This window comes from Microcoleus sp. POL10_C6, from assembly GCF_036701585.1.
Classification (GTDB): Bacteria; Cyanobacteriota; Cyanobacteriia; order Cyanobacteriales; family Microcoleaceae; genus Microcoleus.
Window position 1 is genome coordinate 50,653 of record NZ_JAUBRB010000019.1, and the last position, 25,497, is coordinate 76,149.

20 protein-coding genes are annotated in these 25,497 nt (G+C 47.0%); 10 read left to right on the forward strand and 10 right to left on the reverse strand.

Annotated features, from left to right (window positions below):
• Positions 1 to 5: 5 nt before the first annotated feature.
• Positions 6 to 1,340: a hypothetical protein gene (locus QUA34_RS12965; protein WP_333387047.1), complete on the forward strand. Its 1,335-nt coding sequence runs from the start codon at positions 6 to 8 to the stop codon at positions 1,338 to 1,340.
• Positions 1,341 to 1,407: 67 nt separating this feature from the next.
• On the opposite strand, the gene QUA34_RS12970 is transcribed toward QUA34_RS12965, so the two are convergent.
• Positions 1,408 to 2,736, reverse strand: a complete 1,329-nt coding sequence (locus QUA34_RS12970; protein WP_333082010.1) for a hemolysin family protein — start codon at positions 2,734 to 2,736, stop codon at positions 1,408 to 1,410.
• A 416-nt stretch (positions 2,737 to 3,152) separates the two neighbouring features.
• On the opposite strand from QUA34_RS12970, the gene mfd reads away from it, so the two are divergent.
• From mfd to QUA34_RS12985, 3 genes are all read left to right on the forward strand, one after another.
• Positions 3,153 to 6,716, forward strand: coding sequence for a transcription-repair coupling factor (mfd, locus tag QUA34_RS12975; protein WP_333328042.1), 3,564 nt, complete (start codon positions 3,153 to 3,155; stop codon positions 6,714 to 6,716).
• 126 nt (positions 6,717 to 6,842) lie between these two features.
• Positions 6,843 to 7,496, forward strand: a complete 654-nt coding sequence (locus QUA34_RS12980; RefSeq protein ID WP_333387050.1) for an S-layer homology domain-containing protein — start codon at positions 6,843 to 6,845, stop codon at positions 7,494 to 7,496.
• 26 nt (positions 7,497 to 7,522) lie between these two features.
• Positions 7,523 to 7,798: a hypothetical protein gene (locus QUA34_RS12985; RefSeq protein ID WP_333387052.1), complete on the forward strand. Its 276-nt coding sequence runs from the start codon at positions 7,523 to 7,525 to the stop codon at positions 7,796 to 7,798.
• Here the strand turns inward: QUA34_RS12985 and QUA34_RS12990 are convergent.
• Together QUA34_RS12990 and gyrB are read right to left on the reverse strand one after the other, a co-directional pair.
• Positions 7,785 to 8,501: a heme oxygenase (biliverdin-producing) gene (locus tag QUA34_RS12990; RefSeq protein WP_333082007.1), complete on the reverse strand. Its 717-nt coding sequence runs from the start codon at positions 8,499 to 8,501 to the stop codon at positions 7,785 to 7,787. The genes QUA34_RS12985 and QUA34_RS12990 overlap by 14 nt on opposite strands.
• A 235-nt stretch (positions 8,502 to 8,736) precedes the next feature.
• Positions 8,737 to 10,677 (reverse strand): DNA topoisomerase (ATP-hydrolyzing) subunit B, encoded by a 1,941-nt coding sequence (gene gyrB, locus QUA34_RS12995; RefSeq protein WP_333039081.1) that lies wholly within the window; start codon positions 10,675 to 10,677, stop codon positions 8,737 to 8,739.
• Positions 10,678 to 10,934: 257 nt separating this feature from the next.
• Here gyrB and miaA point away from each other — a divergent pair, with 257 nt between their 5' ends.
• A complete protein-coding gene (miaA, locus tag QUA34_RS13000) occupies positions 10,935 to 11,837 on the forward strand; it encodes a tRNA (adenosine(37)-N6)-dimethylallyltransferase MiaA (RefSeq protein ID WP_333387054.1) in 903 nt (300 codons plus the stop codon).
• A 105-nt stretch (positions 11,838 to 11,942) separates the two neighbouring features.
• Here the strand turns inward: miaA and QUA34_RS13005 are convergent, their stop codons facing one another.
• Complete coding sequence (locus QUA34_RS13005; RefSeq protein ID WP_333387056.1) at positions 11,943 to 12,605, reverse strand: Uma2 family endonuclease; 663 nt, start codon at positions 12,603 to 12,605, stop codon at positions 11,943 to 11,945.
• A 262-nt stretch (positions 12,606 to 12,867) separates the two neighbouring features.
• Complete coding sequence (msrP, locus tag QUA34_RS13010; RefSeq protein WP_333387058.1) at positions 12,868 to 13,851, reverse strand: protein-methionine-sulfoxide reductase catalytic subunit MsrP; 984 nt, start codon at positions 13,849 to 13,851, stop codon at positions 12,868 to 12,870.
• A gap of 496 nt (positions 13,852 to 14,347) precedes the next feature.
• On the opposite strand from msrP, the gene QUA34_RS13015 reads away from it, so the two are divergent.
• Positions 14,348 to 16,399, forward strand: a complete 2,052-nt coding sequence (locus QUA34_RS13015) for a serine/threonine-protein kinase (protein ID WP_333328063.1) — start codon at positions 14,348 to 14,350, stop codon at positions 16,397 to 16,399.
• Here the strand turns inward: QUA34_RS13015 and QUA34_RS13020 are convergent.
• Positions 16,374 to 16,538 carry a hypothetical protein gene (locus QUA34_RS13020; protein WP_333387060.1) on the reverse strand — a complete coding sequence of 55 codons (165 nt, stop codon included), beginning with the start codon at positions 16,536 to 16,538 and terminating at the stop codon, positions 16,374 to 16,376. The two genes, QUA34_RS13015 and QUA34_RS13020, sit on opposite strands and share 26 nt — an antisense overlap.
• Before the next feature lie 219 nt (positions 16,539 to 16,757).
• Between QUA34_RS13020 and QUA34_RS13025 the strand changes: the two genes are divergently transcribed.
• From QUA34_RS13025 to QUA34_RS13035, 3 genes are all read left to right on the forward strand, one after another.
• Positions 16,758 to 17,327 carry a tetratricopeptide repeat protein gene (locus QUA34_RS13025; RefSeq protein ID WP_333387062.1) on the forward strand — a complete coding sequence of 190 codons (570 nt, stop codon included), beginning with the start codon at positions 16,758 to 16,760 and terminating at the stop codon, positions 17,325 to 17,327.
• Between the two features lie 55 nt (positions 17,328 to 17,382).
• The gene (locus QUA34_RS13030) at positions 17,383 to 18,291 is read left to right on the forward strand and encodes a hypothetical protein (RefSeq protein WP_333328071.1); all 909 of its coding nucleotides are present in this window, start codon (positions 17,383 to 17,385) and stop codon (positions 18,289 to 18,291) included.
• 163 nt (positions 18,292 to 18,454) lie between these two features.
• Complete coding sequence (locus QUA34_RS13035) at positions 18,455 to 18,748, forward strand: DUF3288 family protein (RefSeq protein WP_333387064.1); 294 nt, start codon at positions 18,455 to 18,457, stop codon at positions 18,746 to 18,748.
• 86 nt (positions 18,749 to 18,834) lie between these two features.
• On the opposite strand, the gene QUA34_RS13040 is transcribed toward QUA34_RS13035, so the two are convergent.
• The 3 genes from QUA34_RS13040 to secA all read right to left on the reverse strand — a co-directional run bounded on the left by QUA34_RS13040 (position 18,835) and on the right by secA (position 22,292).
• Positions 18,835 to 19,104, reverse strand: a complete 270-nt coding sequence (locus QUA34_RS13040; RefSeq protein WP_333108088.1) for a DUF2442 domain-containing protein — start codon at positions 19,102 to 19,104, stop codon at positions 18,835 to 18,837.
• The gene (locus QUA34_RS13045; protein ID WP_333288196.1) at positions 19,067 to 19,321 is read right to left on the reverse strand and encodes a DUF4160 domain-containing protein; all 255 of its coding nucleotides are present in this window, start codon (positions 19,319 to 19,321) and stop codon (positions 19,067 to 19,069) included. The genes QUA34_RS13040 and QUA34_RS13045 overlap by 38 nt, the downstream gene beginning before the upstream one ends.
• A gap of 154 nt (positions 19,322 to 19,475) precedes the next feature.
• Complete coding sequence (secA, locus tag QUA34_RS13050; RefSeq protein WP_333328077.1) at positions 19,476 to 22,292, reverse strand: preprotein translocase subunit SecA; 2,817 nt, start codon at positions 22,290 to 22,292, stop codon at positions 19,476 to 19,478.
• 524 nt (positions 22,293 to 22,816) lie between these two features.
• Here secA and QUA34_RS13055 point away from each other — a divergent pair.
• On the forward strand, positions 22,817 to 24,727 hold the full coding sequence (locus tag QUA34_RS13055; protein WP_333387067.1) for an ABC transporter ATP-binding protein: 1,911 nt from the start codon (positions 22,817 to 22,819) through the stop codon (positions 24,725 to 24,727).
• Between the two features lie 192 nt (positions 24,728 to 24,919).
• Here the strand turns inward: QUA34_RS13055 and QUA34_RS13060 are convergent.
• On the reverse strand, positions 24,920 to 25,497 hold a 578-nt coding region (locus QUA34_RS13060; protein ID WP_333387069.1), incomplete at its 5' end, for a sister chromatid cohesion protein PDS5.

Consider the following 25,497-nt stretch of genomic DNA (forward strand, 5'->3'; position numbering starts at 1 on the left):
GGTTTATGAAAGATTTAAATTTTCTCAGAAAAGGACAAGGATTTCTAAAAATAGCTTTGATTAACTTAGCGATTTTACTGGTTTTCCTCGAGCTTGGCTCCTTGGCATGGTATTTTGTCAAGCACAAGCAATTTTTCTATACTAGAGAAAAGACGCAAGATAAGTCGGCTTTAGGAATTAATTTAGAAGGAGTACGGCTGAATCAGTCTATTGTTGAAAGGTTTCATCCTTTTTTTGGGTTCATTCAGAAACCCAGCGCTGATTTTAGACCTGGTTTTAAAGTCAATAATTATGGATTTATTTCTCCTTATGATTACCCATTGAAAAAAACAAATAAAAATCAATTTATTATCGGAGTTTTTGGCGGTTCTGTGGCTTCTAATTATGGAGTATTTGAAGTTCAAAACAAAATTTTACCTCAATACCTAAAGCAGCTTCCGGGTTTGAAAGATAAAGAATTTGTAATTTTGTCTTTTGCTACCGGAGGCTACAAACAACCGCAGCAATTATTAATTTTAAACTATTTTTTGGCTTTAGGGCAAGAACTGGATCTGGTTGTCAATATAGATGGTTTTAATGAAGTAGCACTTTCTAATTTAAACAATAAAAATCAAGTCGATTTGGCGATGCCAAGCATTCAGCATATTTTGCCGCTGACTAGCTTGGCGAATAATAGCCTTTCTACCAAAGCGATGAAAGCAACTATCAGAATCCAAGAAAATAAAGCTAGGATTAGTCAGGGTTTGGAACGCTTACAAAACTGTTCTTTAGCTGCGTGCGATGCTTTAACTTCTGTTTACGTTCAAAATCTAGTTAATAACTATAAAACCGATGTCATTAAGTTTGAGAAAGAACGGACTAAACAAAAAAAAGATGACAGTGGCAGCGTTATTTATATCAATACTAATAAGTCAGTTTTACAGGATTCAGTAGCTTTTCAAGAAATGGCGTTAAATTGGGCAAAAAGTTCAATTTTTATGCACAAAGTTCTGTCTGCTAGTAATGTGCCTTATTTTCATGTTCTTCAGCCTAATCAATATTATCAGACGAAAAGGGTGTTTGGTGAAGCCGAAAAGCAGATTGCTTTTAACAAGGATACTCCTTATGCTAAATCTGTACAAATTGGATATCCGGCTCTTTTCAAGAAGTTTCCGAATTTGGAAAAAAATAATATCACTCTAGTGAATGCGGTTAATGTTTTTGACAAGACTAAAGAAGCTGTTTATGTAGATAGCTGCTGCCACTACAATCAAGCTGGAGAGGTGGTTTTTAGCAATTATCTGGGCCGTTCTATTCTGGAATCTTTGCGGAAAGATGAGGCTAGAAGCAAAAAGAAGTAGGTCTGAAATATCCGCTGAATGGTGGATGTAGGGTGCGCCTAGCGCACCTTACCGCTGAGTTTAAATTTTAGGTTTTTGCTTGGGTTTTAGGTCGATCGCCCGTTGAGTCGATCGGCATTACCAAGATTTTATCAACTCGATTCCCGTCCATATCGACTACTTCCACGCGCAAACCGTTCCACTCAAAATGCTCTGCTGCTGTGGGAATTTTGCCCAAATTTGTAATCACAAAACCGCCCATTGTGTGGTAACTTCCTTTGTGTTCTGCTGACTCTTCGATTCCAAATAGCTCAAAAAAATCTTCGACTGCTAGCATTCCGTCTAACAGCCAAGAACCGTCTTCGCGCTGCACGGTTTGAGGTTCGTCAGCATCTTCAATCGAGGGAAAGTCGCCAACGAGTTCCACTAAAATGTCGTTGACTGTAACCAATCCTTGAATGACGCCGTATTCGTCTACTACCAAGGCAATTTGATTGCTAGATTGTTTGAAAAGTTCTAATACTTTTAAACCTCGCGTGCTTTCCGGTACAAATAACGGTCGTCGTAAAGAAGCGCTTAAATCTAGCGGTTGACCAGTTAAAGTCCGAGACAGCATATCAGTAACGTGTACTAAACCGACAACGTTGTCGAGTCCTCCCTGACACACGGGAAACCGAGAATGACCACTGCCGAGCATTTTTTGGCGGTTTTCTTCCACTGAGTCGTCGAGGTCGAGCCAGGTAAGATCGGGACGCGGAGTCATTAAGGCGCTGACTCGCCGATCGCCCAAACGAAACACTCTTTCCACCATATCTTGTTCGGCTTCTTCAAAGGTTCCGGCTTCTGTTCCTTGCTCGATCAAAACTTTAATTTCTTCCTCTGTAACTTGCGGTTCTGTAGAAGGCACAATCCCCATGATCCGCATCACTAAGTCAGTGGAATAACTTAACAGAAAAACCGCCGGAGCGCCAATTTTTGAGAGCATTCGCATGGGAATTGCTACGCTTGAGGCGATGGGTTCCGGGTTGTTGAGCGCTAGCCGCTTCGGCACAAGTTCGCCGATAATTAGGGTCAGATAAGTGATCGTTAAAACTGCTACTACTGAGGCGATCGTCTGAGAGTAGGGCGCGAGGGCAGGGATCAGCCGCAACAAAGGCTCTACCCTTCTAGAAATCGTCGTTTCTCCGAAAGCGCCCGACAGAATGGCCAGCATCGTAATCCCGATTTGAACTGTCGGCAAGAACTGATTGGGGGCATTAGCCAGATCCAAAGCTACGCGGGCATTGATCGAACCTTGGTTGGCCATCTGTTGCAGTCTCACCTTCCGTACAGAGATGATGGCCATCTCTGACATCACAAATAAGCCATTGAGGAAAACCAGTAGGAGAACAATCAGAATATCGGTACTTGGGGACATTTCTAAAATTTTCGGTAGTAACGGCAAAGCGCTGTGCCCGGTTAGTCGATTTTAGATTTTAGATTTTAGATTGACGACGCCGCCAGTATCTGGGGGATTTCCCTAATGTCTAAAATTCTTCGATCTTCACAACTTGAGTCGGGGGCTTGTATCCGTCTTTGGGTGCAGTCACAGGAGAGGTCTGGAAGCTGCGAATCTCGATCGCAAAATCGAAATTTTTTCTAAGCCTGGCCCTATATTAACGGAACTGGCTCGATCGCGATCGCAGGATCGACATATTAAAGCAGAAATCTATCTCTAGTTAAGTTCCCATGCGTCAACAGCAGAGCGGCACAATCATGGATGTTTGTCGTACAATCTCCTTAACAGGCAAAGGGAAAGAGCCTTCGCCGATCAGGGATTAAAATTAAAAGCGCATGACTTTCTCTTCAATAATTCGTACCCTGGGCCGATCGCCCCTAGCAACAGAACTCCTCAACAAGCTCAAGCGCCATCGCTACGTGCAACTGTCCGGCATCGCCCGTTTGCCTAAAGCTTTGGTAGCTTCCGCCCTCGCACAGCAAGAGGGGCGAAACTTATTGACCGTTACGGCTACTTTAGAAGAAGCCGGCCGCTGGGTTGCCTCTTTAGAGGCGATGGGCTGGCAAACCGTACATTTTTACCCGACTTCGGAGGCTTCACCCTACGAGCTATCTTACTCCGACGAGAACGAAATGACTTGGGGGCAAATGCAGGTGCTAGCGGATTTGGTCGAGAAACAAGAAACAAACGCTAATTCTAAGCCGATCGCGATTGTAGCTACCGAAAGAGCTCTCCAGTCTCACTTGCCCCCACCTGCTGCTTTTGAACCCTACTGTCTGACGCTGAAGCGAGGTGCGGTTCAAGACTCAAAGATACTGGATCGTCAACTGGTGTCGATGGGGTACGATCGGGTGACTCTGGTGGAAATGGAGGGCCAGTGGAGTCGCCGGGGTGATATTGTCGATGTGTTTCCGGTAGCGGCGGAGTTGCCGGTGCGGCTGGAATGGTTCGGAGATAATTTGGAGCAAATTCGGGAGTTCGATCCGTCTTCCCAGCGATCGCTCGATAAGGTCGATCGATTAGTTTTAACTCCCACTAATTTTAACACAATTATTAAAGCAGTTTTATCTGAAAAAAATATTGACGAAATTAACCAACTAGGCTCTGTAGACCCAGAAAATGAAGCCGAAAAATTTGTCCGCAGGCTGTTGGGTTTAGCGTTCGAGCAACCTGCATCTTTGTTGGATTATTTGACAGAAAATACTTTAGTTGTTATTGACGAACCGCAAGGGTGCGAAGGTCACAGCGACCGCTGGTATGAGAATGCACAGGAACAGTGGAATAATTGCAATCGGGAATCGGCAGTTGCTGGTGAGGCTACAGAAAAATTGCCAATTGCTAATTTTAAAGTTCCAAAAATTCACCGCACGTTTGCTGAATCTATGGCAGATGTCGCAGCTTTCGAGCGGCTAGAACTTTCAGAATTGGCAGAAGATTCTACTACTAAAAAAATTCAAAACTCTGCCGAGAGTGACCAGCTACCGTCTGCGATTAATTTGGCTTCTCGGCCTGTGCCGGTGATGCCTCACCAATTTGCGAAGCTGTCTCAAATGCTCAGGGAAGAGCGCGATCGGGGTTTTACCATTTTTCTGGTTTCGGCTCAACCGAGTCGATCGGTTTCTCTGCTGTCGGAACACGACTGTCCGGCTCAGTTTGTGGTGAATCCACGCGATTATTTGGCGATCGACAAGTTGCAATTGCAGCACGTTCCGGTTGCTTTGAAGTACAGCGGGCTGGCCGAATTGGAAGGTTTTATTCTGCCGACTTTTCGGATAGTTTTAATTACCGATCGGGAATTTTACGGTCAGCATTCTCTCGCTACTTTTAGCTACGTCCGCAAGCGCCGTCGTGCTGCTTCTAAGCAAGTAGACCCGAATAAATTAAGCCCTGGTGATTATGTGGTTCACCGCCAGCACGGAGTGGGCAAATTTATCAAGTTGGAACGTTTGACGATCGATCGCGAAACTCGCGAATATTTGGTGCTTCAATACGCTGACGGTACTCTGAGAGTGGCGGCCGATCAATTGGGCGCTTTGTCGAGGTTTCGGACTGTAGGCGATAAAGTACCGGATCTCAACAAGCTGACAGGCCAAACTTGGGAAAAAACTAAAACAAAGGTTCGCAAAGCTGTTAAAAAATTGGCAGTGGATTTGCTGAATCTTTATGCTAAAAGAGCTAAACAAACAGGTTACGCTTTTCCTCCTGATATGCCTTGGCAACAAGAATTAGAGGATTCTTTTCCTTACCAGCCAACGCCGGATCAGTTGAAGGCAACTCAGGATGTGAAACGCGACATGGAGGGCGATCGACCGATGGATCGCTTGGTCTGTGGCGATGTCGGTTTTGGTAAGACAGAAGTTGCTCTGAGAGCAATTTTTAAGGCGGTTACGGCGGGCAAGCAGGTGGCTTTGCTCGCGCCGACGACGATTTTGACCCAACAGCACTATCACACGCTCTCTGAGCGTTTTTCCCCTTATCCGATCGAAGTTGGTTTGCTCAATCGCTTTCGGACGGAAACCGAGCGCCGGGAGATTCACAAGCGTTTGGCGACTGGGGAATTAGATGTGATTGTCGGTACTCAAGCTGTTTTGAGCAAGGCGATTAAATTTCGGGATTTGGGCTTGTTGGTGGTGGATGAAGAACAGCGGTTTGGAGTTAAGCAAAAGGAAGCAATTAAATCTCTCAAAACAGAGGTAGATGTTCTGACTTTGACAGCAACGCCGATTCCTCGGACTTTGTATATGTCCCTGTCGGGGATTCGCGAGATGAGTTTGATTGCGACTCCGCCTCCCAGCAGACGCCCGATTCAGACGCATTTGGCTCCCTATAACGCAGAAACGGTGCGATCGGCAATTCGTCAAGAGTTGGACAGGGGCGGTCAGGTGTTTTACGTGGTGCCGCGGATTGAGGGGATTGATGAGTTGGCCGCTCAGTTGCAGGAGATGGTTCCGTCTGCCAGAATTGCGATCGCCCACGGTCAAATGGAGGCGTCGGAACTAGAATCAATCATGCTGACTTTCAGTGCGGCAGATTTCGATATTTTGGTGTGTACGACGATTATTGAGTCGGGTTTGGATATTCCGCGAGTCAATACTATTTTAATTGAAGACGCGCAGAAGTTTGGTTTGGGTCAGCTTTACCAGTTGCGGGGACGGGTGGGACGCGCGGGGATTCAAGCTCATGCTTGGCTGTTTTATCCCAAGCAGAACCAACTTTCTGATGCTGCAAGGCAGCGGCTGCGGGCAATTCAAGAGTTTGCCCAGTTGGGTTCTGGCTATCAGTTGGCTGTCCGAGATATGGAAATTCGCGGTTCGGGTGATGTTTTGGGTACTGAACAATCTGGTCAAATGGAGGCGATCGGTTTTGATTTGTATGCTGAAATGTTAGAGGAAGCCATTCGGGAAATTAAGGGTCAGGAAATTCCGAAAGTTGAGGACGCGCAAATTGACCTAACTTTGACGGCGTTTATTCCTGCCGATTACATCGCAGATTTGGATCAAAAGATGAGCGCTTACCGGTCGGTGGCTTCTGCTAATACTCCTGAAGAATTACAGCAGATTCAGGCTGATTGGTGCGATCGCTATGGGCCAATTCCTCTGCCAGCCCAGCAACTTATCCGTGTGGTCGAACTCAAACAAATTGCTAAAAAAATCGGTTTTTCTCGTATCAAACCGGAGAATAAGCAGAACATAGTTTTGGAAACGGCGATGGAAGAGCCTGCTTGGAATTTGCTCAAGGCTAATTTGCCGGAACATTTGCGCTCTCGTTTTGTCTACAGCAAGGGGAAGGTTACTATTCGAGGTATGGCGGTTTTAACGGCCCAAAAGCAATTGGATAATTTGATTGATTGGTTGGGTAAAATGCAGGGCGCTTTGCCGGAAGCAAATGTTGGATTTTAATATATAATCCCCAAATCTAGCGCACTGCCGAAACCACAGAATAATACCGAGGGAACCGGAAAAAATATTACTGCTGTTTTCATGATTGTTTTAGCGACAGAAAGGATTAAAATCGTGAAAAGGTTAGTGAGTATTTTTTTGGCTATCGCCCTACTGCAAGGAGTGCCTATGGCGGTTCAATCTCAAGAAATAATTGACCCGATCGACCGGGTTGTGAGTGCAGGGTTGATGAATAAAGATGCCAGTGGCAATTTTAATGCTGAGGGTCTTGTCAGTCGTGCTGATTTGGCGGTGATTTTAGTAAAAACTTTTGGTTTGGAACGGCGGAAAACCGCTCAGAAACCGGATAAAGAATTGCCGGACGTACCGAAGAGTTACTGGGCTTACAGTGCGATTCAAACTGTTTTGAAAACGGGAACAATGAGTGGATATCGCGACCGAATGTTTTTCCCTAATCAAAGGGTGACTCGCGCGGAAGCTTTAGCGATTTTTGCTCAAGCTTACGGGGTTTTTCAGTTTCCTGATGCCAGCATTTCCGAAATTTTAGCTAAGTATCCCGATGCAGGTGAAATTCCTAATTGGGCTAGAAAGTCTCTAGCTACTGCACTTTATGAAGGGTTTGTTAATGTTGATCTCGCAACTAATAAGATTAATCCTTTGAAGCCGATGACTCGCTGGGATATCGCTTACGCTTTGAGTAAGTATTTGGAGCGGCAAGTAAGGCCCACTTCTTTGCCTGTCCCGGACGAGGAGCCTCCTAATCGCGGCGTGGGAAGGTAAATATAGTAAGTTTCCTTTGCATGAGAATGGGTAATTGGGCATTGGGCATTGGGCATTGGGCATTGGGCATTGGGCATTCTTCCTTCTTCCTTCTTCCTTCTTCCTTCCTTCTTCCTTCTTCCTTCTTCCTTCTTCCTTCTTCCTTCTTCTATAAAAAGTCGATCGCCCGCAATTCAAACACTATGCAAAATCCCGGAGATTTGGTGACTGTAAAAGCAGCCATCAAACCCCCAGGATTTAAGTTTTTCCTCTTAAACGAGGCTCAAATTATTGCCAATGAGTGTTGGCTCAATCAGCAGTAGCCAATTCGGTACTGGCGCCACCGCGCTTCCGCGTCAGAGTATTGAAAAGCATCTGACCAACTGCTTTAATCAAATTGCCTTCTAACTCCATGAACATCTTCATGTTCATGCCAAAAGCTGCATTAGCTTCGTCAACAATTCGTTCTGCTGTTGCTTCGTCAATCGGCAGTTCATTCATTGCCTGACGGTAGTTAGCCTTGAATTCTTTTTCATCAGGAATATCCTGGAATTCATAGAAAGCAGTGCCTTCTCCCTCGGAAAGATTCATCCCGCGCTGGGCAATTCCCTTCAGGATTTGTCCGCCGGATAAATCGCCCAAGTAGCGAGTGTAAGAGTGAGCGACTAACAGTTCCGGGGCAGTCGCCGAAATCTCGCGAATTCGCTCCACATAAGCTTTAGCTGCAGCTGACGGAGCTACTTGTTCGCGCCAATTCGCACCGTAGTAGTAAAATAAATCTTGCTCTAAGCTTTGTTTGCGATTCAACTCAGAAAAGTAAATTTTTGAAACAACCGGATGCTGCTTTTGGCGTTCCATTTCCTCTTCCATTGCCGAGTAGACAAAGTAGAGGTTTCCTACTAACTTCCGGTAAGAAGTTTTTTCTACAACGCCTTTTAAAAAACACTTGACAAAACCGACGTTTTCTGCCATTGTGTGGGACTTTTTCGTTCCCTCACGCAATTTGGTCGCTAAATTGATGCTCATGCTATACTGTCCAACCTTCTATTTTTGTGGTAGCTGATGGATGCGCCAAAAATCTAAAATTTACCTAAGTGTTTACCTTAGATCGATTTGATGAGAGATTGTATTAATTTTTATAACAAAAGTTGGCAGTAGTCAGTAGTCATCAGTCATCAGTCACTAACTAATGACTAATGACTAATGACTAATGACTCATCCTCGCCAGCAAACAACTGTCAACTGTCAACTGTCAACTAACTTAGATGTCCAAGTCGAGGAGGTTGAGTTTGGGGCCGTAGGTTTCGATGAATTCGCGGCGGGGGGCGACACGATCGCCCATTAAGATCGTAAAGATGCGATCGGCCTCAGCAGCGTCTTCAATCTCCACTCGTTTCAGCGTCCGAGTTTCTGGGTTCATCGTTGTATCCCACAACTGTGTCGGCATCATTTCACCCAAACCTTTGAACCGCTGAATGGTGTAGTTAGCATTCGCCGGAAATTCATTGCGGATGAGATTGTTCATTTCGCGATCGCTGTAACAGTAGTAATGATTGCGTCCCCGTTCCACTTTATAGAGAGGAGGACAAGCAATATAGATGTAACCTTGGTCTACAAGTGCGCGCTGATAGCGGTAGAAGAAAGTCAGCAACAGCGTGCGGATGTGAGCACCATCTACGTCAGCGTCAGTCATAATTACGATGTGGTGATACCGCAATTGACCCGGATCGAATTCTTCGCCTTTGATGCCCAAACCCAGGGCTGTAATTAACGATTGAATTTCGTTATTTTTGTAGATTTTGGCGTCGTCGGTTTTCTCAATGTTGAGAATTTTACCGCGCAAAGGCAGGATTGCTTGGAATTGGCGATCGCGCCCTTGTTTTGCCGATCCGCCTGCAGAATCCCCTTCCACCAGGTAGATCTCAGACAGGGCGGGGTCTCTGGAGCTACAGTCCGCTAATTTTCCAGGCAAAGGAGACGATTCTAAGACTGATTTTCGGCGCACTAAATCGCGGGCACGGCGGGCGGCTTCAGCGGCTTTAAATGCCTGAATTGCTTTTTCCAAAATAGCGTCAGCTACTTGGGGGCGAAACTCCAAATATTCTGTTAATACTTCGCCTACTAAGGAATCGACAATTCCCCTAACTTCTGTATTTCCTAGCTTAGTTTTAGTTTGGCCTTCAAATTCCGGGTCTGGGACTTTGACCGAAATGACTGCTGTCAAACCTTCGCGAACGTTTTCGCCGGCGAGGTTGGGCTCGTTTTCTTTGATTTTGTTGCGCTTGCGGGCGATCGAATTCATCGTCCGCGTCAAAACAGCCTTCAAACCTTCTAAGTGCGTGCCACCGTCGATCGTCCGAATGTTGTTAGCAAAACCTAGAACGTTGTCGCTAAAAGCATCAACGCACCACTGCAAAGCCACTTCTATCTGCACGTTGTTGCGTTCTCCTTGCACGTAGATCACTTCTTCGTGCAGAGGCTGCTTTTCGCGGTTCATGTAGGCGATATATTCCTTGATTCCGCCCTCATAACAGTATGTTTCGACGCGAGGTTCGCTACTTTTAAGCAGTTCCAAACGGTGGTCGCTAAACGTAATTCTCACGCCCGCATTCAAGTAACCCAATTCTCGCAAGCGCCCTGCGAGTATAGTGTAATCAAATTCAATGCCAGTGCTAAATATTTGAGTATCTGGCAAGAAAGAAACTGAAGTGCCGGTGCGAGTACCTTTGTTGGGCTTGGCAGTAAGTTCAGTAACTGGATTGCCTCTTTCGTAGCGCTGTAAATGTTCTTTTTGGTCGCGCCAAACTGTCACTTCTACCCACTCGGACAGCGCGTTAACAACAGAAATACCTACACCGTGCAATCCTCCAGAAACCTTGTAGCCACCACCGCCAAATTTACCGCCGGCGTGGAGTACAGTCATTACTGTTTCTATTCCCGATTTGCCAGTCTTGGCAACGATGCCGGTCGGAATACCCCGGCCGTCGTCTGTCACGGTAACGGAACCGTCGGCGTTGATGTCAATCTCGATGTGAGTGCAGTGGCCAGCCAGCGCCTCATCTATGGAATTGTCCACAACCTCGTAAACTAGATGGTGGAGTCCTCGCGGGCCGGTGGTACCGATGTACATCCCCGGTCGTTTACGGACTGCTTCGAGACCTTCGAGAACTTGAATCTGGTCGGCGCTGTAGCTGCTGGTCATACAAAAATAGCTCCAATAATGAGGCCTAAAGCCCCGAAAGCTTCTAAAATGGGAAAACTCCTAAAATTATAGCACAAAACCGTTAAAGGCGATGCTAGGGCTTTCTGAAGGGAAATTTATCGGGGGGACGGAGGGGAATAGTTTTGATATTGCTTCCCGACTCCCCAGGCGTAGCGCGGTGAATCAGTGTAGGAGAGACGGGAAAGCATGGAGAGGAGAGGATTTGAGAGTTTTTATAGGGAAACGTGCGACAGCTTATGCCTAAATTAATTACGATTTGTGGGGCGACGGCGACGGGGAAGTCGGGAGTGGCTTTGGCTTTGGCGGGGCGACTGCAATCCTCGATCCTGAGTGCGGACTCCCGTCAAGTGTACCGCGAATTTGACATCGGAACAGCAAAACCGACGGCAGTCGATCGCACTTCTGTACCGCATCACTTAATTGACATCTGCGATCCGACGCAAACGCTCACAGTCGCAGATTACCAGCAACAAGCTCAAAAATTAATTGCTGATGTCGATTTTCCTGTTTCTCCTCCTCTGTTGTTGGTGGGAGGGACGGGCTTATATATTAAATCGATCGTGCGCGGTTTAAAAATTCCGAGGGTAGGGCCGATGCCCGAATTGCGATCGCAACTTGCAGAACTCGGACAATCTCAATGTTACGCGATGTTGCAGCAGGTCGATCGCTCTGCGGCTGAGAAAATTCACGTCAATGACCCCGTAAGAACTTTGAGGGCATTAGAAGTATTTTATGTCACCGGTCGCTCTATTTCCGAACAACAGGGCGAAAATCCTCCCAATTATCCTATTTTACAAATTGGGTTGGATTGCGCGATCGATGTTTTGGTCGATCGGATCAAACAGCGCACCGAACAAATGCTAGAACGCGGTTGGATTGCTGAAGTTGAATATTTGTGTAAAAAATACGGCTGTGACTTGCCACTGTTGAACACGCTGGGATATCAGGAAATGAAACAATATTTGGCTGGCGACATTAAGCTTGAAGAAGCTAAAGAATTAACAATTTTGCACACGCGACAATTTGCGAAGAGACAGCGGACTTGGTTTCGTGCTTATCCGGAAATTGAATGGTTTGATGTTAGCACGCCAGATTTATTGGAGCGAGTTTGGCAGAGAGTGCAGGAGTTTATCAATTGATTTTTATCGAAATTAAAGATTTTTTCAACCGCCGATTAACGCTGATTAACGCTGATGTAATTTAAATTAATTTGCTAGTTTTTAAACTACAGTCTGATTTTTGCGTTAACTTTGAATCGGCAAAATCTCTCTAATTCTTTGCCGAAACAAACGCACAGCCGCCCGCTGTCCGACTGTTCTGCTTTGTTCGATGAAACCCGGAATTTCGGCAACGGGTAAAAATGGAAAAGCTAAACTGCGATCGCACATTTCATATTTTCCCTCCACAAGTTGATAAACTTGCAGAGATTGCCGGCGATACCTCCAAAGTTCGGGAACGCCAAGAGCAGCATATATGGAATCTTTATTAACTGAAGAATTTGTGTAATCTGACTCTATTGCTAAATCCGGCGGCGGGTCATTTGGCAAATTGATATTTCTGCCTCTAACTAAAGATTCATTTTGAATGTAGAAACAGGAATCAGGTTCGACAGCACGAGTTAAATCTTCTCGTTCAAGAGTCAGGGAACCAAGACTTCTAAGTTCAATTTCCAGCTCATCTACAATAGCTTCCACAAAGCTTTCTATCAGTCGTTTGGGTTCTTCGTGTTCTTCCAGTGGCATCCTGATTTCTAATACTCCTTCATCGTAAGCAATTCTCCAAGCTCTATCGTCCCCAACATCTGCCAGCAATGCTTTAAAAGTTGACCAACTGACACCTTTTAAAATAACTCGGTTTTCTGCTGGGGTAGTTTGCTGCTCGATGGGAGTTGATGTTGTTGTTACCATTTAACAATTCCTTGGTAGCTTCATCAATTTTTATTGTAGTCGATCTCCTGCAAAATCAAGGTAAAATTTACAAACAAAGTGCAGGTATAGGGTAGTGATAGGGCATTGCCGTGTCCTGTATTTCATTTTGCTGAACCGAAAAAAAATCTTTTTTTTTATTAACCGCAGAGAACGCAGAGGGCGCAGAGAAAGAGAAAAGAGATAAATTAATAATTTGAGAAGCAGAAAAGCCTGTTTCTCAAATTACATCTCGCGTAGTTAATTAACTGTACAAACTCGCTACATATTCGCCGTAACCGTTATAGGGCAAAGTCGGGCGAGTTTCCCACGACCAACTGTTACCGGGGCCGACTATCCGTTCGCTGGCCTGCGACCATCTGGGGTGCGGTTTGTCGGGTTCGACATTTGCTTCAAAGGCGTATTCGTTGGGGCCGATTGTATTCCAAAAAGTGGCGGGCTGTTTTTCGACAAATTCAATTTTTACGATCGACTTTGCGCCCTTAAAACCGTATTTCCAAGGAATCACTTGCCGCAGCGGCGCACCATTTTGTTTTGGTAGCCTTCGGCCATACAAGCCTGTGGCAAAAAATGCTAAATCGTTCGCCATTTCTTCAATTCGCAGACCTTCGGTATAAGGCCAAGGATAAAATTGCGACATCAAACCGGGCCCGGGGGTTATTTTGGGGTCGTAAAATGAGGTGAAGCGAACGAATTTAGCCTGCGATTGCGGTTCGACATCCGCCATCAGTAATTTCATGGGAAACCCGACCCAAGGAACTACCATCGCCCAGGCTTCTACGCAGCGAAATCGATAAACTCGTTCTTCGATAGGGAATTTCTTTTCGAGGTCGTCAATATCATAAGTTCGGGGATTTTTTACTAAACCGCCTACTTCTACTTTCCAGTTTTCTGTTGGCAAAGCTTGAGCGGCTTGCCAAATAGATTTTGTGCCACCGTATTCGTAAAAATTGTTGTATTTTGTAGCTAAGGCTTCGTCGGTAATCGCTCGATCGACTTTTGCAAAGGCGGGATTCCGGCTCAATTCCGAATATGCTTGAGTTGAGCTTTGCTCCAGAGCAGTTTTTGAGCTAGCATTGCTTTGGCAGCCGGTCAGCGGCAGCAGCGAAGCTGTCACGCCTGCGCCAATTAAGTTTGTCATGAAGCGGCGGCGGTTGAGAAAGGCTGTTTCTGGAGTAATTTGTGGGTTGAGAATTTCCCAAGGTTTGGGAACGCGAATTAATGGCATAAGTAATAGTTAAAAGTTAGTAGTTAGTTGGGCGAAAATTGCCTCAGTTTTCATTTGTTAGTCGATTGGAGATTTGTAGTTTTAGATTGACTCCAGAGGACAAAGAATCGCGGATATTTGGCAATGCCTCGCGATTGCTTTGCTGCGATCGCAATGCAAGTATTCGCAATGACAGTATAGCTTAATTCGGTAACAACTGAGATATTGCACCATTCTCAATAACAGGCTTTCCGACCTGTTCCACAAAGAATGATTTTCTTGTGGGGTAGGCATCCTGCCCGCCCGTACGATCAACCTATTAAACCTCGCTCGCAGGAAAGTCAGCAATAATTTACGTGCGATCACCCGCGTGCAATGGTGGCGAAAATCTGGGAAACAATTATGATCAAGCAAAGATTCCAATTATTTAATTTGTCCACAGGAAGCGGCACGCACCGCCCCGCTTTCCTCCCCCACAAGCAAGTATGTCGGACGGGGGTCTCCAGCGGAAAGACAAATGAGTTACTGCACCAATCCCAATTGCCAGAATCCCCAAAATCTCGATCGCGCGACAGTCTGCAAAAGTTGCGAGTCGAATTTGCTGCTAAAAGGTCGCTACCGAGTCTTTCACACCCTCGGTCAAAGTCTCACTTGTCGCACCTTCTTAGCAGTCGATGAAGACCAGCCTTCGCAACCCCGCTGCGTCATTCAACAGTTCTGCGGCTCAGCAGCCGCAGACGGTGGCACACAGCAAAACCGGACATTTCGCGGCTCGGCGTCAGTTCTCGACGAGTTGGGGAAACATCCCCAAATACCGAAACTGCTGGCATCTTTTGAAGTCGAAGGCTGCCAGTATTTAGTGCAAGAATACATCGAAGGGCGTAATTTAGCCGATCGGCTTTCAGAAAAAGGTGTTGTTAAAGAAATTCAAATTTGGTATCTGCTGAGCGAATTGTTGCCAGTCCTGCAATGTGTTCACGAACATCAACTGATTCACGGAGATATCAAACCGTCCAATATTATTCACCGCAAAACTCCCCAAGCATCCCCAGCTTTGGCAGGGAAAGAGGATCTACATCCCCTGTCCCAAGAAAGTTCCTCTGGGCTAGTTTTAGTCGATTTCGGCGCGGCAATTCCGGCTAATAGCGGGCCGCTGAAAACAAAAACGGTGACAGGTTCTGCGGAATATGCGGCCCCGGAACAAATTAAAGGCCAAGCGATTAAGAGCAGCGACATCTACAGTTTGGGTGTCACTTGCATTCACTTGTTAACGGGAATGTCGCCCTTTGATTTGTTTGACATCAAATCCGAAAGTTGGACTTGGAGAGATTATTTGAAAGTACCAGTTTCGGCGCGACTCGGCCGCATTCTGGATAAAATGGTGCAGCGAGAACCATCAAAACGCTATCGCTCGACCGAGGCAATTCTCACAGACATGAAATACGGCCCGGCACCGGTAGACGTGATTCTCAGCAAACCCAAGTGGACTTTGGCCATGTGGGGAGGAACTGCGGTTGCCCTGCTGTCCGTAGTGCTGGGTGTTCGCTTGCCATCTCCTGCACCGCAGGCTTTCACTTCTTCTGAGCCTGTTTCTAGCATTCCCGAAATTCGGTTCAATCCGCCCCCGATGCAGGATTTCAACGGTGAGGCATCGCAGTCCCGACCCGCAGTGCGGACTCTGGCGGATCAAGACAAAAACCCGGTTTGGGCTGTAGCAGTAGCTCCCCAGGGCCGCGTAATCGTCAGCGGGAATAACGACGGCACAATTCACTTGCGGCACAAGCGTCACGGCAAGCTGCTCAAGGTTTTAACAGGACATTTGGGGCCGGTGTGGTCGGTGGCAGTCAGTCCCGACGGCAGGACGATCGCCAGCGGTGGCGTTGACGGTACGATTAAATTGTGGAATTTCTATTCGGGCAAGTTAATTCGGACGTTGGACGGACACACAGACGGCGTGTTCTCGGTGGTTTTCAGTCCCGATAGCCAGACAGTGGCCAGTGTCGGTAAGGACAAAACTTTGAAGCTGTGGGAAGTCCAAGGCGGGGCCGAGTTGGAAACTCTCAAGCAGGTTTTTGACGAGGTGCAGTCGGTGGCTTTCAGCCCCGATCGAGAAACTTTGGCGATCGGCCGCAGCGACGGTAAGATCAACCTGTGGAACTGGCAGACTGGGGAATTGAAAGAAACTCTTTGGGGTCATTCCGAGGCGGTTTGGTCTCTGGCCATCAGCCCGGACGGTCAAACTCTCGCCAGCGGCAGTTGGGACAAGACGGTGAAGCTGTGGGATATCAGCGCAAATAATCACTCCGGGCAGCCTAACGGTTCTCTGCTACGGACTTTGATCGGCCATTCCGACAAGGTTAAGTCCTTGGCTTTCAGTCCCGACGGAGACAAACTCGCCAGCGCGGATTTGAGCGGGACTATCAAGCTGTGGCGCATGAGTTCCGGCGAAATCGCGGGCACGCTGAAGGGTCATTCTACCTGGGTGGATTTGGCTTTTAATCCTCAAGACAAAACTCTGATCAGTGGCAGTTTTGACGACACGATTAAGGTGTGGCGACTGTCTCCTTAATTTTTTCGATCGCCCGTTCAATTAATTTTTGAACAGCTAGGGCGATCGAACATTTAGCTAATTTATCTAAACACTTCCGACAGTTTCCAGGCTGACGCATGGGTGTTACAAACCCGGTTTCTAAGCTGTTGGTAATCAAAAACTGTCCGAACTGTTGCAGGACTTACGCACAGCCTCAATATATAGTGTTTTGTAGGGGCAAACCCTCCGTGGTTTCCCCCATACCTGGAATGATTGCGTAAGTCCTATGTTGGTACAAAAACAAATTTAAAATATCAAATAGTCACAATATCCCTAGAAATCGCGGTTGCTAACTAACACTTGTGGTAAAGTAGTTTCGGCTGTTAAAGTAAAATCTATGACCGCAAATTCCGAGTTAGCAGAGCAGTATTTGTCAGCGGGCGATAGCCTTCAGAAATCAGGAAAGCTTGAGGAGGCGATCGCTGAATATCAAAAATTACTAGCCATTCAAACGGAGAGTGCGATCGCACTCAACAAGATAGCAGAAATTTATTATACGCAACAAAAATATGTAGAGGCGATCGCCTCCTGTTACCAAGCACTTCGCCAGCAACCCAATTTCGCCGCCGCCTACAAAACCCTAGGTAATATCCTGCAAGCCCAAGGCAAAATAGACGCGGCAATTCGCGCCTACTCCAAGGCGATCGAATTTGATCCTAATTTTGTCGAAGCCTATGTTAACTTGGGCAGTATGTTTTACAAACAAGGCCAGCTCGATGAGGCCATAAGTTACTACCAAAAATCTATCGTTCTTCAACCAGATTTAGCAGTCGCTTATTGGAATTTAGGCAAAAGTTTGGAAGAACAAGGGCGAATCAATGAAGGTTTATTTTATCAAAAAAAAGCTCTAAATTTACAGCCGGAGTTAGAAGCGAGAAGCAATTCAGTAAAAAGTAACACTTACTGAAGAGGAATGTTATAGTCAAAATAATTCAATCATTAACGATGCAAGCTGGATCAACATGGAAATTAGCCAGAATCCGCTCGAGTTCCTAACGGCTAAAGTACAAGAAACTGTTGCCGATACCCAAAACTTAGCCAACCAAATCGCTGCTAAAGTTGAGGAAAATGCAACTGTATTAACGGCGTGGGTACAATCAGCGCCAAGTTCAATGGTTAGTGCCGGGGCGATCGCCACTCAAGAAGCTTTTAAAATAGCACATAACATCCGTTTTGAGAACCTGCCAACCACTCTGCAATTCAAATTTGCTAGGGCTGGTATGCGTGACGGCATCCGAAATGTGCAAGAAGCAGCAAAAGTATTTGAATCCATACCCGCCCAAATTCGTGCCCAAGGGCCAGAAGCAATTCGCAACTTCTGTCAAGATAAAGATTGGAGCCACATCCAAGCGCACGTCAATGGAGGCGGAAGCGAAGCTACTAACGGGATTTTTGAATATTTTTGGGTGAATCGTGCTCGCGGTGGTGTAGACATGACTGCCGCAGAATTAGCAGTCGCTAAGCAAGTTTTAGCGGATGCAGCGTTTAAAGCAGCAGTTGCCGAAATCGTGGGGGCTGCAATGAAAGGGGCGATCGCCGCAGCAGTAATTGAGTTAATATTTTCTATCTTAGAAAACTCGCTATTGTGCGTTGAAGGCCAAATTACCCAGTCAGAGTTAGTCGAACAAGTCGCCAGCGCCACCGCCAAAGCTGGCATTGCTGGCGGTGTTATTACTGGTATTCTGTTAACGCTGTGCATGATATTTCCCCCGATTGCCGCGCTTTTAGGTGCCGCAGCGATGCCCTTGGCGGTTGCAGGTATTGGTTTTATGGGAATTCGCGCCTGGGAAATATTTTGTCACGGCGATCGACTATTTGGTATTACTGAACAAACACAAAAATTTCTGGCGATGACTGAAGCGATAATTTAAACAGTTGACAATTGACAGTTGACTGTTGACTGTTATGATACCCGCATCAAACAGTTTATGAAACGCGGATTTAAGACTCTATTCATTAGGTTATTTATGTCCGCACTTTTGGGTGACGGTTGCTTGTAGCAACATTTTCTGATGATTGGGAAATATAAATAGTATGGATTCAGTAGAAAAAACTCAAGATCAGCAGCATCCGCAATACAAGCGCGATCGAGCCAGTGTCGATACTTTATTAGGAGGAGAAGCAACCGACTACAATTTATCGGAATTAGCAAGATTAATAATTCGCTACCGAGGCTTTCCCGGCGCCCGAGATATTCAATCAGACTTAAAAAAAGTCCTGCAACAATGGAATTATACCGAAGAAAGTCTTTACGAACAAACCCGTAAAATTCACACGAAAGGTGAAGTTTACAGGAAACAAAAAAGCGATCAAGAAGATTGGCTTTAATCTCAAATCTACCTTAAATACCTCCTTTATCTCTTACGTGAGAAAGGCTATATTACGAAAGCTTAGAAGTGAAATAGCGATCGAAATTAATGAGTAATTTTAGGCCTCGGAGCCGGTGCACCTCGCAGCATTCCTTCTGTACTGAGGTCTTCATCAATTTCTTCCCAGTGAATGCCATAGCCTCCTCCACATACTTCCCATTTTTCCCTTTGATCGGGCGTTGCATGAAACAATCTTGGATACCAAATTAAAGGGACGGTAATGATTCGTCCATCCATCAAATCAACACTAATGGTTTCTTCTGTAAAATGAATGTGCTTAACTCTCTCGTCCGCTCGAATCGCCAAAATACCCATACCAAGCCTCCAATAGCGTTTGTTTATTTTCTTGTACTACCGACTGTATTTTACGAAGTTCTTTAGCACTAAAACCAAGGTTGTTTCCTAAACTGACTGGCTCCAACCAAAATTTAACCGATGATTTGTCTCTGTCAATATGAACATGAGGTGGTTCATTTGGTTCATGGCTGTAAAAGTAAAGTCGGTAAGGGCCTATTCGTAAAATAGTGGGCATAATTCCAGGTTATACAATATTTCAATGCGAATATCTGTATTTGGTCTTCTTTTATTCTTCTTCCATGACACTGGTGGTGTAAAATCAACTGGTTCCTAGGAAGAGCCTGGGAACCAGTTGCAGTCAACAGTCAACAGTCAACTGTTAACTATCTTCAAACCATCTCTGGCGAAACTTGCATAGCCGGCTGCGGCTGGAACTGGAACAGCGAATAAACCACATTGCGGCGGATATCGGTCATCATGTCCAAAAACAGCTCGTAACCTTCAGTTTTGTACTCGATCAGCGGGTCTTTTTGCCCGTAACCGCGCAGCCCTACAGACTCGCGCAAAGCATCCATTTGTTGCAAGTGTTCCCGCCACAAAGTATCAATTTGCTGCAAAATAAAGAACCGTTCCGCATCTCGCATCAATTCAGCTCGGATTGCATTAACTTCCGCTTCTTTAATGTCGTAAGCATTGCGGACTTGTTCGTGCAAGAAAGTTTTAATTTCCTCAACGGACAAATCTTCTAGCTGATCCGGTGTCATGTCAGCGAGTAGATAAACAAATTCCTTCACCTTGCTCACAAGTTTGTCGAGTTCCCATTCTTCCGAAGGTAAATCGGGATTGATGTATGCTCCTACGATGTCGTCCATCGTCTGTTCGGCATACTTAATTACCTGTTCTTTGGAGTCCAAACCTTCTAATACTCGGCGACGTTCCGCATAGATTGCTCGACGCTGATTGTTCATCACTTCGTCATATTCAAATACCTGCTTGCGGATATCGTAATAGTAGGTTTCGACTTTTTTCTGAGCGCCTTCGAGGGAACGAGTCAGCATTCCAGATTCGATCGGCATATCTTCCTCAACACCGAAAGCCTTCATCAAACCGGCCACCCGTTCGCCACCGAAAATCCTAAGCAAATTGTCTTCCAAACTCAAGAAAAACCGCGTAGAACCAGGGTCTCCTTGGCGTCCCGCCCGGCCGCGCAATTGATTGTCGATCCGGCGCGATTCGTGGCGTTCGGTACCGATGACGTGCAAGCCTCCCAACTGCACGACTTCATCGTGTTCGGTGCTGGTAAAAGCATCGTATTCCCTGCGAGTTAAATTGTAAGCTTCCCGCAATTTTTGAATTACCGGGTCTTTTGTCGGCGCTTTTTCCGAAGCTATAGCCACGATATCATCGGCTTGCAATTCCGAGAGCGATCGCTCCCCGTACTCCTTCACCGCCAATTCCACCGCCGCCTTGAGCATTTGCTCGGCATCTTTCGATAGCTGCGTCGGGAAAATCTGTGCCGAAGCTTTCCAAGACTTAACCTTTTTGGCCGTTTGACCAAAACCTTGAGCTGGGGGGCGGCCGCCAATACCGGGCACTTGCACTAGCGAAAACCCGTCCTCATCATCGGGCCGCACAATCCGGGGCATAAGATACTCGCGCAACTTCAGGCGGCCCATGTACTCAGAATTACCGCCCAAAATGATGTCTGTACCGCGCCCGGCCATGTTCGTGGCGATCGTCACAGCGCCTTTGCGTCCGGCTTGAGCGATAATTTCCGACTCCCGCTCCACATTTTCCGGTTTAGCATTAAGCAAATTGTGAGGAATTTTCCGTTCCAGCAGCAGCCGCGACAGCAACTCCGACTTTTCCACGCTCGTAGTGCCCACCAGCACCGGCCGACCGATTTCGTGCATTTCCGCGCAGTCTTGGGCGATCGCATTCCACTTACCAGCCTCCGCCTTGTAAACCATATCCGAAAGGTCAGTACGGCTGGTAATCCGGTTAGTGGGAATCAGCGTTACTTCCAGATTGTAAATCTTCTCAAACTCCGTCTCTTCAGTCTTCGCCGTCCCAGTCATCCCCGACAGCTTCGGATAAAGCAAAAAGAAATTCTGATAGGTAATCGTCGCCAGCGTCTGAGTTTCCGGCTGAATTTCCGCCCGTTCCTTCGCTTCGATCGCCTGGTGCAAACCGTCACTCCAGCGCCGTCCCGGCATCACCCGACCGGTAAACTCATCCACAATCACCACCTCGCGATCGGGAGTGACGATGTAGTTAATATCCTTAATAAACAATTCCTTCGCCTTAATCGCATTAAAAATGTAATGCGCCCAAGGGTCAGCCGGGTCGTACAAATCCGTAACACCCAACAACCGCTCAGCTTCACCAAACCCTTCATCGGTCAATAGCACATTCCGAGCCTTTTCGTCAACCTCGTAATGTTCTTCATTTTCCTTTCTCAGAGCAGCAGCTACCTCAGCCGCCCGTATATACTTCTCACTGGGGCGTTCCACCTGGCCGGAAATAATTAAAGGCGTCCGTGCTTCATCAATCAGCACCGAGTCAACCTCGTCAATCACGCAGAAATTAAAAGGACGCTGCACTACATCTTCCATGACAGTAGCCATGTTGTCGCGCAAATAATCAAAGCCGACTTCGCTGTTAGTGGCGTAGGTAATATCGCAGCTATAATTTTTCTTGCGTTCCACCTGATCCATGCCCTGCTGAATCAGTCCCACAGTCAATCCCAGGAAGCGGTGCACCTGTCCCATCCATTCCGCGTCCCGTCTTGCGAGATAATCGTTGACGGTGATGATGTGTACGCCTTTGCCGTTGAGGGCGTTAAGGTAAGCTGGCAGCGTCGCCACAAGAGTTTTACCTTCACCGGTTTTCATTTCGGCAATTTGGCCTTTGTGCAGGATGATGCCGCCGAGGAGTTGGACATCAAAGTGGCGCAGTCCCAAAACCCGCTGTCCCGCTTCCCGCACCACTGCAAAAGCTTCCGGCAAGATTTCGTCTAAGATCTCTTTTTCTTCGTTGAGAGATTTAGCTTTTGCCAGACGTTCTTGAAACTCGGCCGTTTTCCCTCGGAGGTCGTCGTCTGAGAGTACGCGGAAGTCTTCTTCCAAGATATTGATATCAGCTACCCAAGGCTGAAATTTTCTAAGTTTGCGCGCGTTGGGATCGCCTAGCAGATTTTTAAACATGGCAGGAGAGGCAGATTTTTAATAATTTAGCTATTAGCTTTCAGGGTTACGGGCTGTAGTGTTAGCCACAACATATACCCTCCCCGATTGTAGCAACCATTGACCCTCCTGGGCCGTCGCTGGGGGCGATCGACCGATTTTGGATTTTCGATTTTAGATTTTAGATTGAATAATAGATCGATTTTAGATTTTAGATTTTGGATTTTAGATTGAATAATTGAGTTCTGTTCCCGGTTGTTAAGGGGATGGAGGGCCCTAATCGTCAAACAGCAGACTGACCGCATTTTTGGTGAAATTTCCGGAACGGCGATCGGGTTTTAATCGAAAAAGCGATCTCGCTTGCAATTTAGCTACCCTAGAACAAGGAAACTATACTTAAATGTTGCACCAGTCTAATAATCTCACGTTCCATCTGCCTTACTTGACAACAAAGGTTGTAGCTCCAAGTTGATTTCTAGCTTCTCTGACTGGGGTGAAACTTCCTAATTGGTGCATTGTCTTACTTAGAGACACCCAGCACATTTATGACTTTTCCATTCAAAGCACGTTTGAAGGGCCAGAAGAATTCACCAACAATGGTGCGGCCGTTAATTAACCAGCATTGGTTGGTGCGGATCGTTCTGCGCTCCATTTCCTACTTCCGCAAAGACTTATGGCTGATCATCATACTCTTGCTTTTGATCGGAGCATCAGTGCTTTTCAACCTTCTCAACGCCTGGCCGATCGCGATTCTAGTCGATACGGTTTTGTCGCCAACTCCGAAATCCGACTGGATTCATACACTGTTTCTTGCTCCGTTCGGTGAAAGCACGCTGAACCGGATTTTCGGAATGGCGTTCGTCGCGATGATCATCAGAATCCTGAGCGATACCGTCTTCATGCTTCGCAGGATGTTGAACTACCGCATCCAGTACAACGGAACCTTGCGCGTTCGTACCGAACTCTACGACAAACTACAAGCGCTGAGTCTCGGTTGGCATGGCGGACGATCGCAAGGTGACGCAATCTATCGGTTGAGCTACGACAGCCTCGGACCCTGGGGGGTGATCGATACGCTCATCGGCTCCACGGCTGCATCGGTGACGCTGACGGCGATGATCTGGATCATGCTGTCGCGCCACGTCCTTCTCACCGTGTTTGCGCTTTCGTTCACTCCGCTTTTAATACTGGCGAATTGGTACTTCGAGGGAAGGATTAGGAGTCGAGCCCTGGAGTCGAAGCAGACCGATGCGGTGATGACCTCAACCATGCAGCAAGCTATAGAGTTAATCGGGCTAATCCAGTCTTTCGGTCGAGAAGCAACGGAGTCGCGGCGCTTCGGGCAGGCGGTCGAACGCAGCGTCAAGGCGTCCATGCGACTCAATTGGCAAGAAAACCTCTATCCGTTAGCGGTTCAGGTAGTCTTCGCCCTGGGAAGCGGAGTAATCTTAGGCTACGGCGGATACTTAGTCTATCGCGACCAGTTCTTGCGTCCGGTGCAGGGCGGCGTGACCATTGGCGATCTACTCGTATTCATGGCATACCTGGGGCAGTTCTGGGACCCGATAGGTTGGGTGTTGGGCTTCACCACTAAGATCCAGACGTTTGTTGCTTCATGCGATCGCGTCTTTACGGTCATTGACGAGCCACCTGCTATAAAGGATGAGCCTGATGCGAGATCGCTTCCTGTTCATCCCTGCACATTAACACTTGCGGATGTGAGCTTCGAGTACAACTCTGGGCAACCCGTTTTGCGAAACATCAATGCTAGTATCGAGCCGGGTCAAATGGTGGCGTTTTTAGGCCCTAGCGGGACAGGAAAGAGTACGCTGCTCAATCTTTTGCCCCGCTTCTACGACCCGACATCGGGCAGCGTCCTCCTCGACGGTGTTGACCTTCGCACCCTCAAGATTGCCGATGTCCGCAAACACATGGCGCTCGTCTCCCAAGGTAGCCCGCTTTTCCCCGGAACGATCGCCGAGAATATCGCCTACGGTCGCGCGGATGCAAGACTCTCCGATATTCGGGAGGCGGCGGTCGAAGCTGGAGCAGTTGAGTTCATCGAAACCTTGCCGGAACAGTATGATACTTTAATCGCTGAGGGCGGTCAAAACCTATCGGGCGGACAGCGACAGCGCCTAGCTATTGCGCGAGCACTCATCACTAACGCTCCCATACTCATCCTCGATGAACCCACGAATGCCCTGGACTTGAAGCACGAGCAGTGGGTCTTAGAGACTCTGCAACGTCTACGCCGCAAAAGAACGATCGTCTTGGTTACGCACCGACTCGAAACTGTTGTAGACTGCGATCGGATTTTTGTGATGCAAGACGGCGAGATTGTTGAATCTGGCAGTCACTCCCAACTCCTTAACCAACAGGGACTCTACTACCGAATGTTGGGCTACGACCCAGTAAAATCAACAGGAGTTACGCCCAAACCCTCCATAGAGTAGGGACACGACATGACTCTTTTCAAACAATTTTAGATTTTAGATTTTAGATTTTAGATTGAATAATTGACCTCTGTTCCCGGTTGTTAAAGGGATGGAGGGTTCTAATAGTCAAACAGCAGACTGGGCGATCGCATTTTTGGGGAAAGTTCGGGAAGTGCGATCGGGTTTTACTGGCGCAAAAGCTAAATACTTCTAAAAAGGCACTGGCGATCTATTTCCCTCACCCGCCACCAAATCCCACAACACATCAATACCTGAGCCGACATATTTTGCATCCTGATGCTGCTCAACCCATTGCACAACAGCAGGCAAAACCTCACTAGATTTCAGGCCCAACTTACCCAAGGCTTCTACTGCTTCACGGCGCACCCACTCAGACACATCTTCGAGACGTAGCAGCAAGGCACTGATGACGGCTTCTGAATCATTTCCCAACTTACCCAAGGCTTGTGATGCCCAGCCACGAACATCCTCGTTCCTGTCTTCGAGACGTAACAGCAAGGCGCTGATGATGGCTTCTGAAGCATTTCCCAACTTGCCCAAGGCTTCTGCTGCCTGGGCACGGACCTTATAGTCCCCATCTTCGAGACGTAGCAGCAAGGCACTGGTGACGGCTTCTGAAGCATTTCCCAAGTTACCCAAGGCTTCTGCTGCCTCGGCACGAACATCCTCGTTCCTATCTTCGAGACGTAGCAGCAAGGCGCTGATGATGGCTTCTGAAGCATTTCCCAACTTGCCCAAGGCTTCTGCTGCCTGGGCACGGACCTTAT

What these genes read in the sequence shown, in the direction of transcription:
- QUA34_RS12985 (WP_333387052.1), top strand. Translation starts at nt 7,523, where the DNA reads ATGGGTAATTGGGCATTGGGCATTGGGCATTGGGCATTGGGCATTGGG.
- QUA34_RS13035 (WP_333387064.1), top strand. Translation starts at nt 18,455, where the DNA reads ATGGATTCAGTAGAAAAAACTCAAGATCAGCAGCATCCGCAATACAAG.
- QUA34_RS13040 (WP_333108088.1), bottom strand. Translation starts at nt 19,104, where the DNA reads ATGGGTATTTTGGCGATTCGAGCGGACGAGAGAGTTAAGCACATTCAT.
- QUA34_RS12970 (WP_333082010.1), bottom strand. Translation starts at nt 2,736, where the DNA reads ATGTCCCCAAGTACCGATATTCTGATTGTTCTCCTACTGGTTTTCCTC.
- miaA (WP_333387054.1), top strand. Translation starts at nt 10,935, where the DNA reads ATGCCTAAATTAATTACGATTTGTGGGGCGACGGCGACGGGGAAGTCG.
- secA (WP_333328077.1), bottom strand. Translation starts at nt 22,292, where the DNA reads ATGTTTAAAAATCTGCTAGGCGATCCCAACGCGCGCAAACTTAGAAAA.
- QUA34_RS13030 (WP_333328071.1), top strand. Translation starts at nt 17,383, where the DNA reads ATGGAAATTAGCCAGAATCCGCTCGAGTTCCTAACGGCTAAAGTACAA.
- mfd (WP_333328042.1), top strand. Translation starts at nt 3,153, where the DNA reads ATGACTTTCTCTTCAATAATTCGTACCCTGGGCCGATCGCCCCTAGCA.
- QUA34_RS13025 (WP_333387062.1), top strand. Translation starts at nt 16,758, where the DNA reads ATGACCGCAAATTCCGAGTTAGCAGAGCAGTATTTGTCAGCGGGCGAT.
- msrP (WP_333387058.1), bottom strand. Translation starts at nt 13,851, where the DNA reads ATGCCATTAATTCGCGTTCCCAAACCTTGGGAAATTCTCAACCCACAA.
- QUA34_RS13055 (WP_333387067.1), top strand. Translation starts at nt 22,817, where the DNA reads ATGACTTTTCCATTCAAAGCACGTTTGAAGGGCCAGAAGAATTCACCA.
- QUA34_RS13005 (WP_333387056.1), bottom strand. Translation starts at nt 12,605, where the DNA reads ATGGTAACAACAACATCAACTCCCATCGAGCAGCAAACTACCCCAGCA.
- gyrB (WP_333039081.1), bottom strand. Translation starts at nt 10,677, where the DNA reads ATGACCAGCAGCTACAGCGCCGACCAGATTCAAGTTCTCGAAGGTCTC.
- QUA34_RS13045 (WP_333288196.1), bottom strand. Translation starts at nt 19,321, where the DNA reads ATGCCCACTATTTTACGAATAGGCCCTTACCGACTTTACTTTTACAGC.
- QUA34_RS12965 (WP_333387047.1), top strand. Translation starts at nt 6, where the DNA reads ATGAAAGATTTAAATTTTCTCAGAAAAGGACAAGGATTTCTAAAAATA.
- QUA34_RS12990 (WP_333082007.1), bottom strand. Translation starts at nt 8,501, where the DNA reads ATGAGCATCAATTTAGCGACCAAATTGCGTGAGGGAACGAAAAAGTCC.
- QUA34_RS13015 (WP_333328063.1), top strand. Translation starts at nt 14,348, where the DNA reads ATGAGTTACTGCACCAATCCCAATTGCCAGAATCCCCAAAATCTCGAT.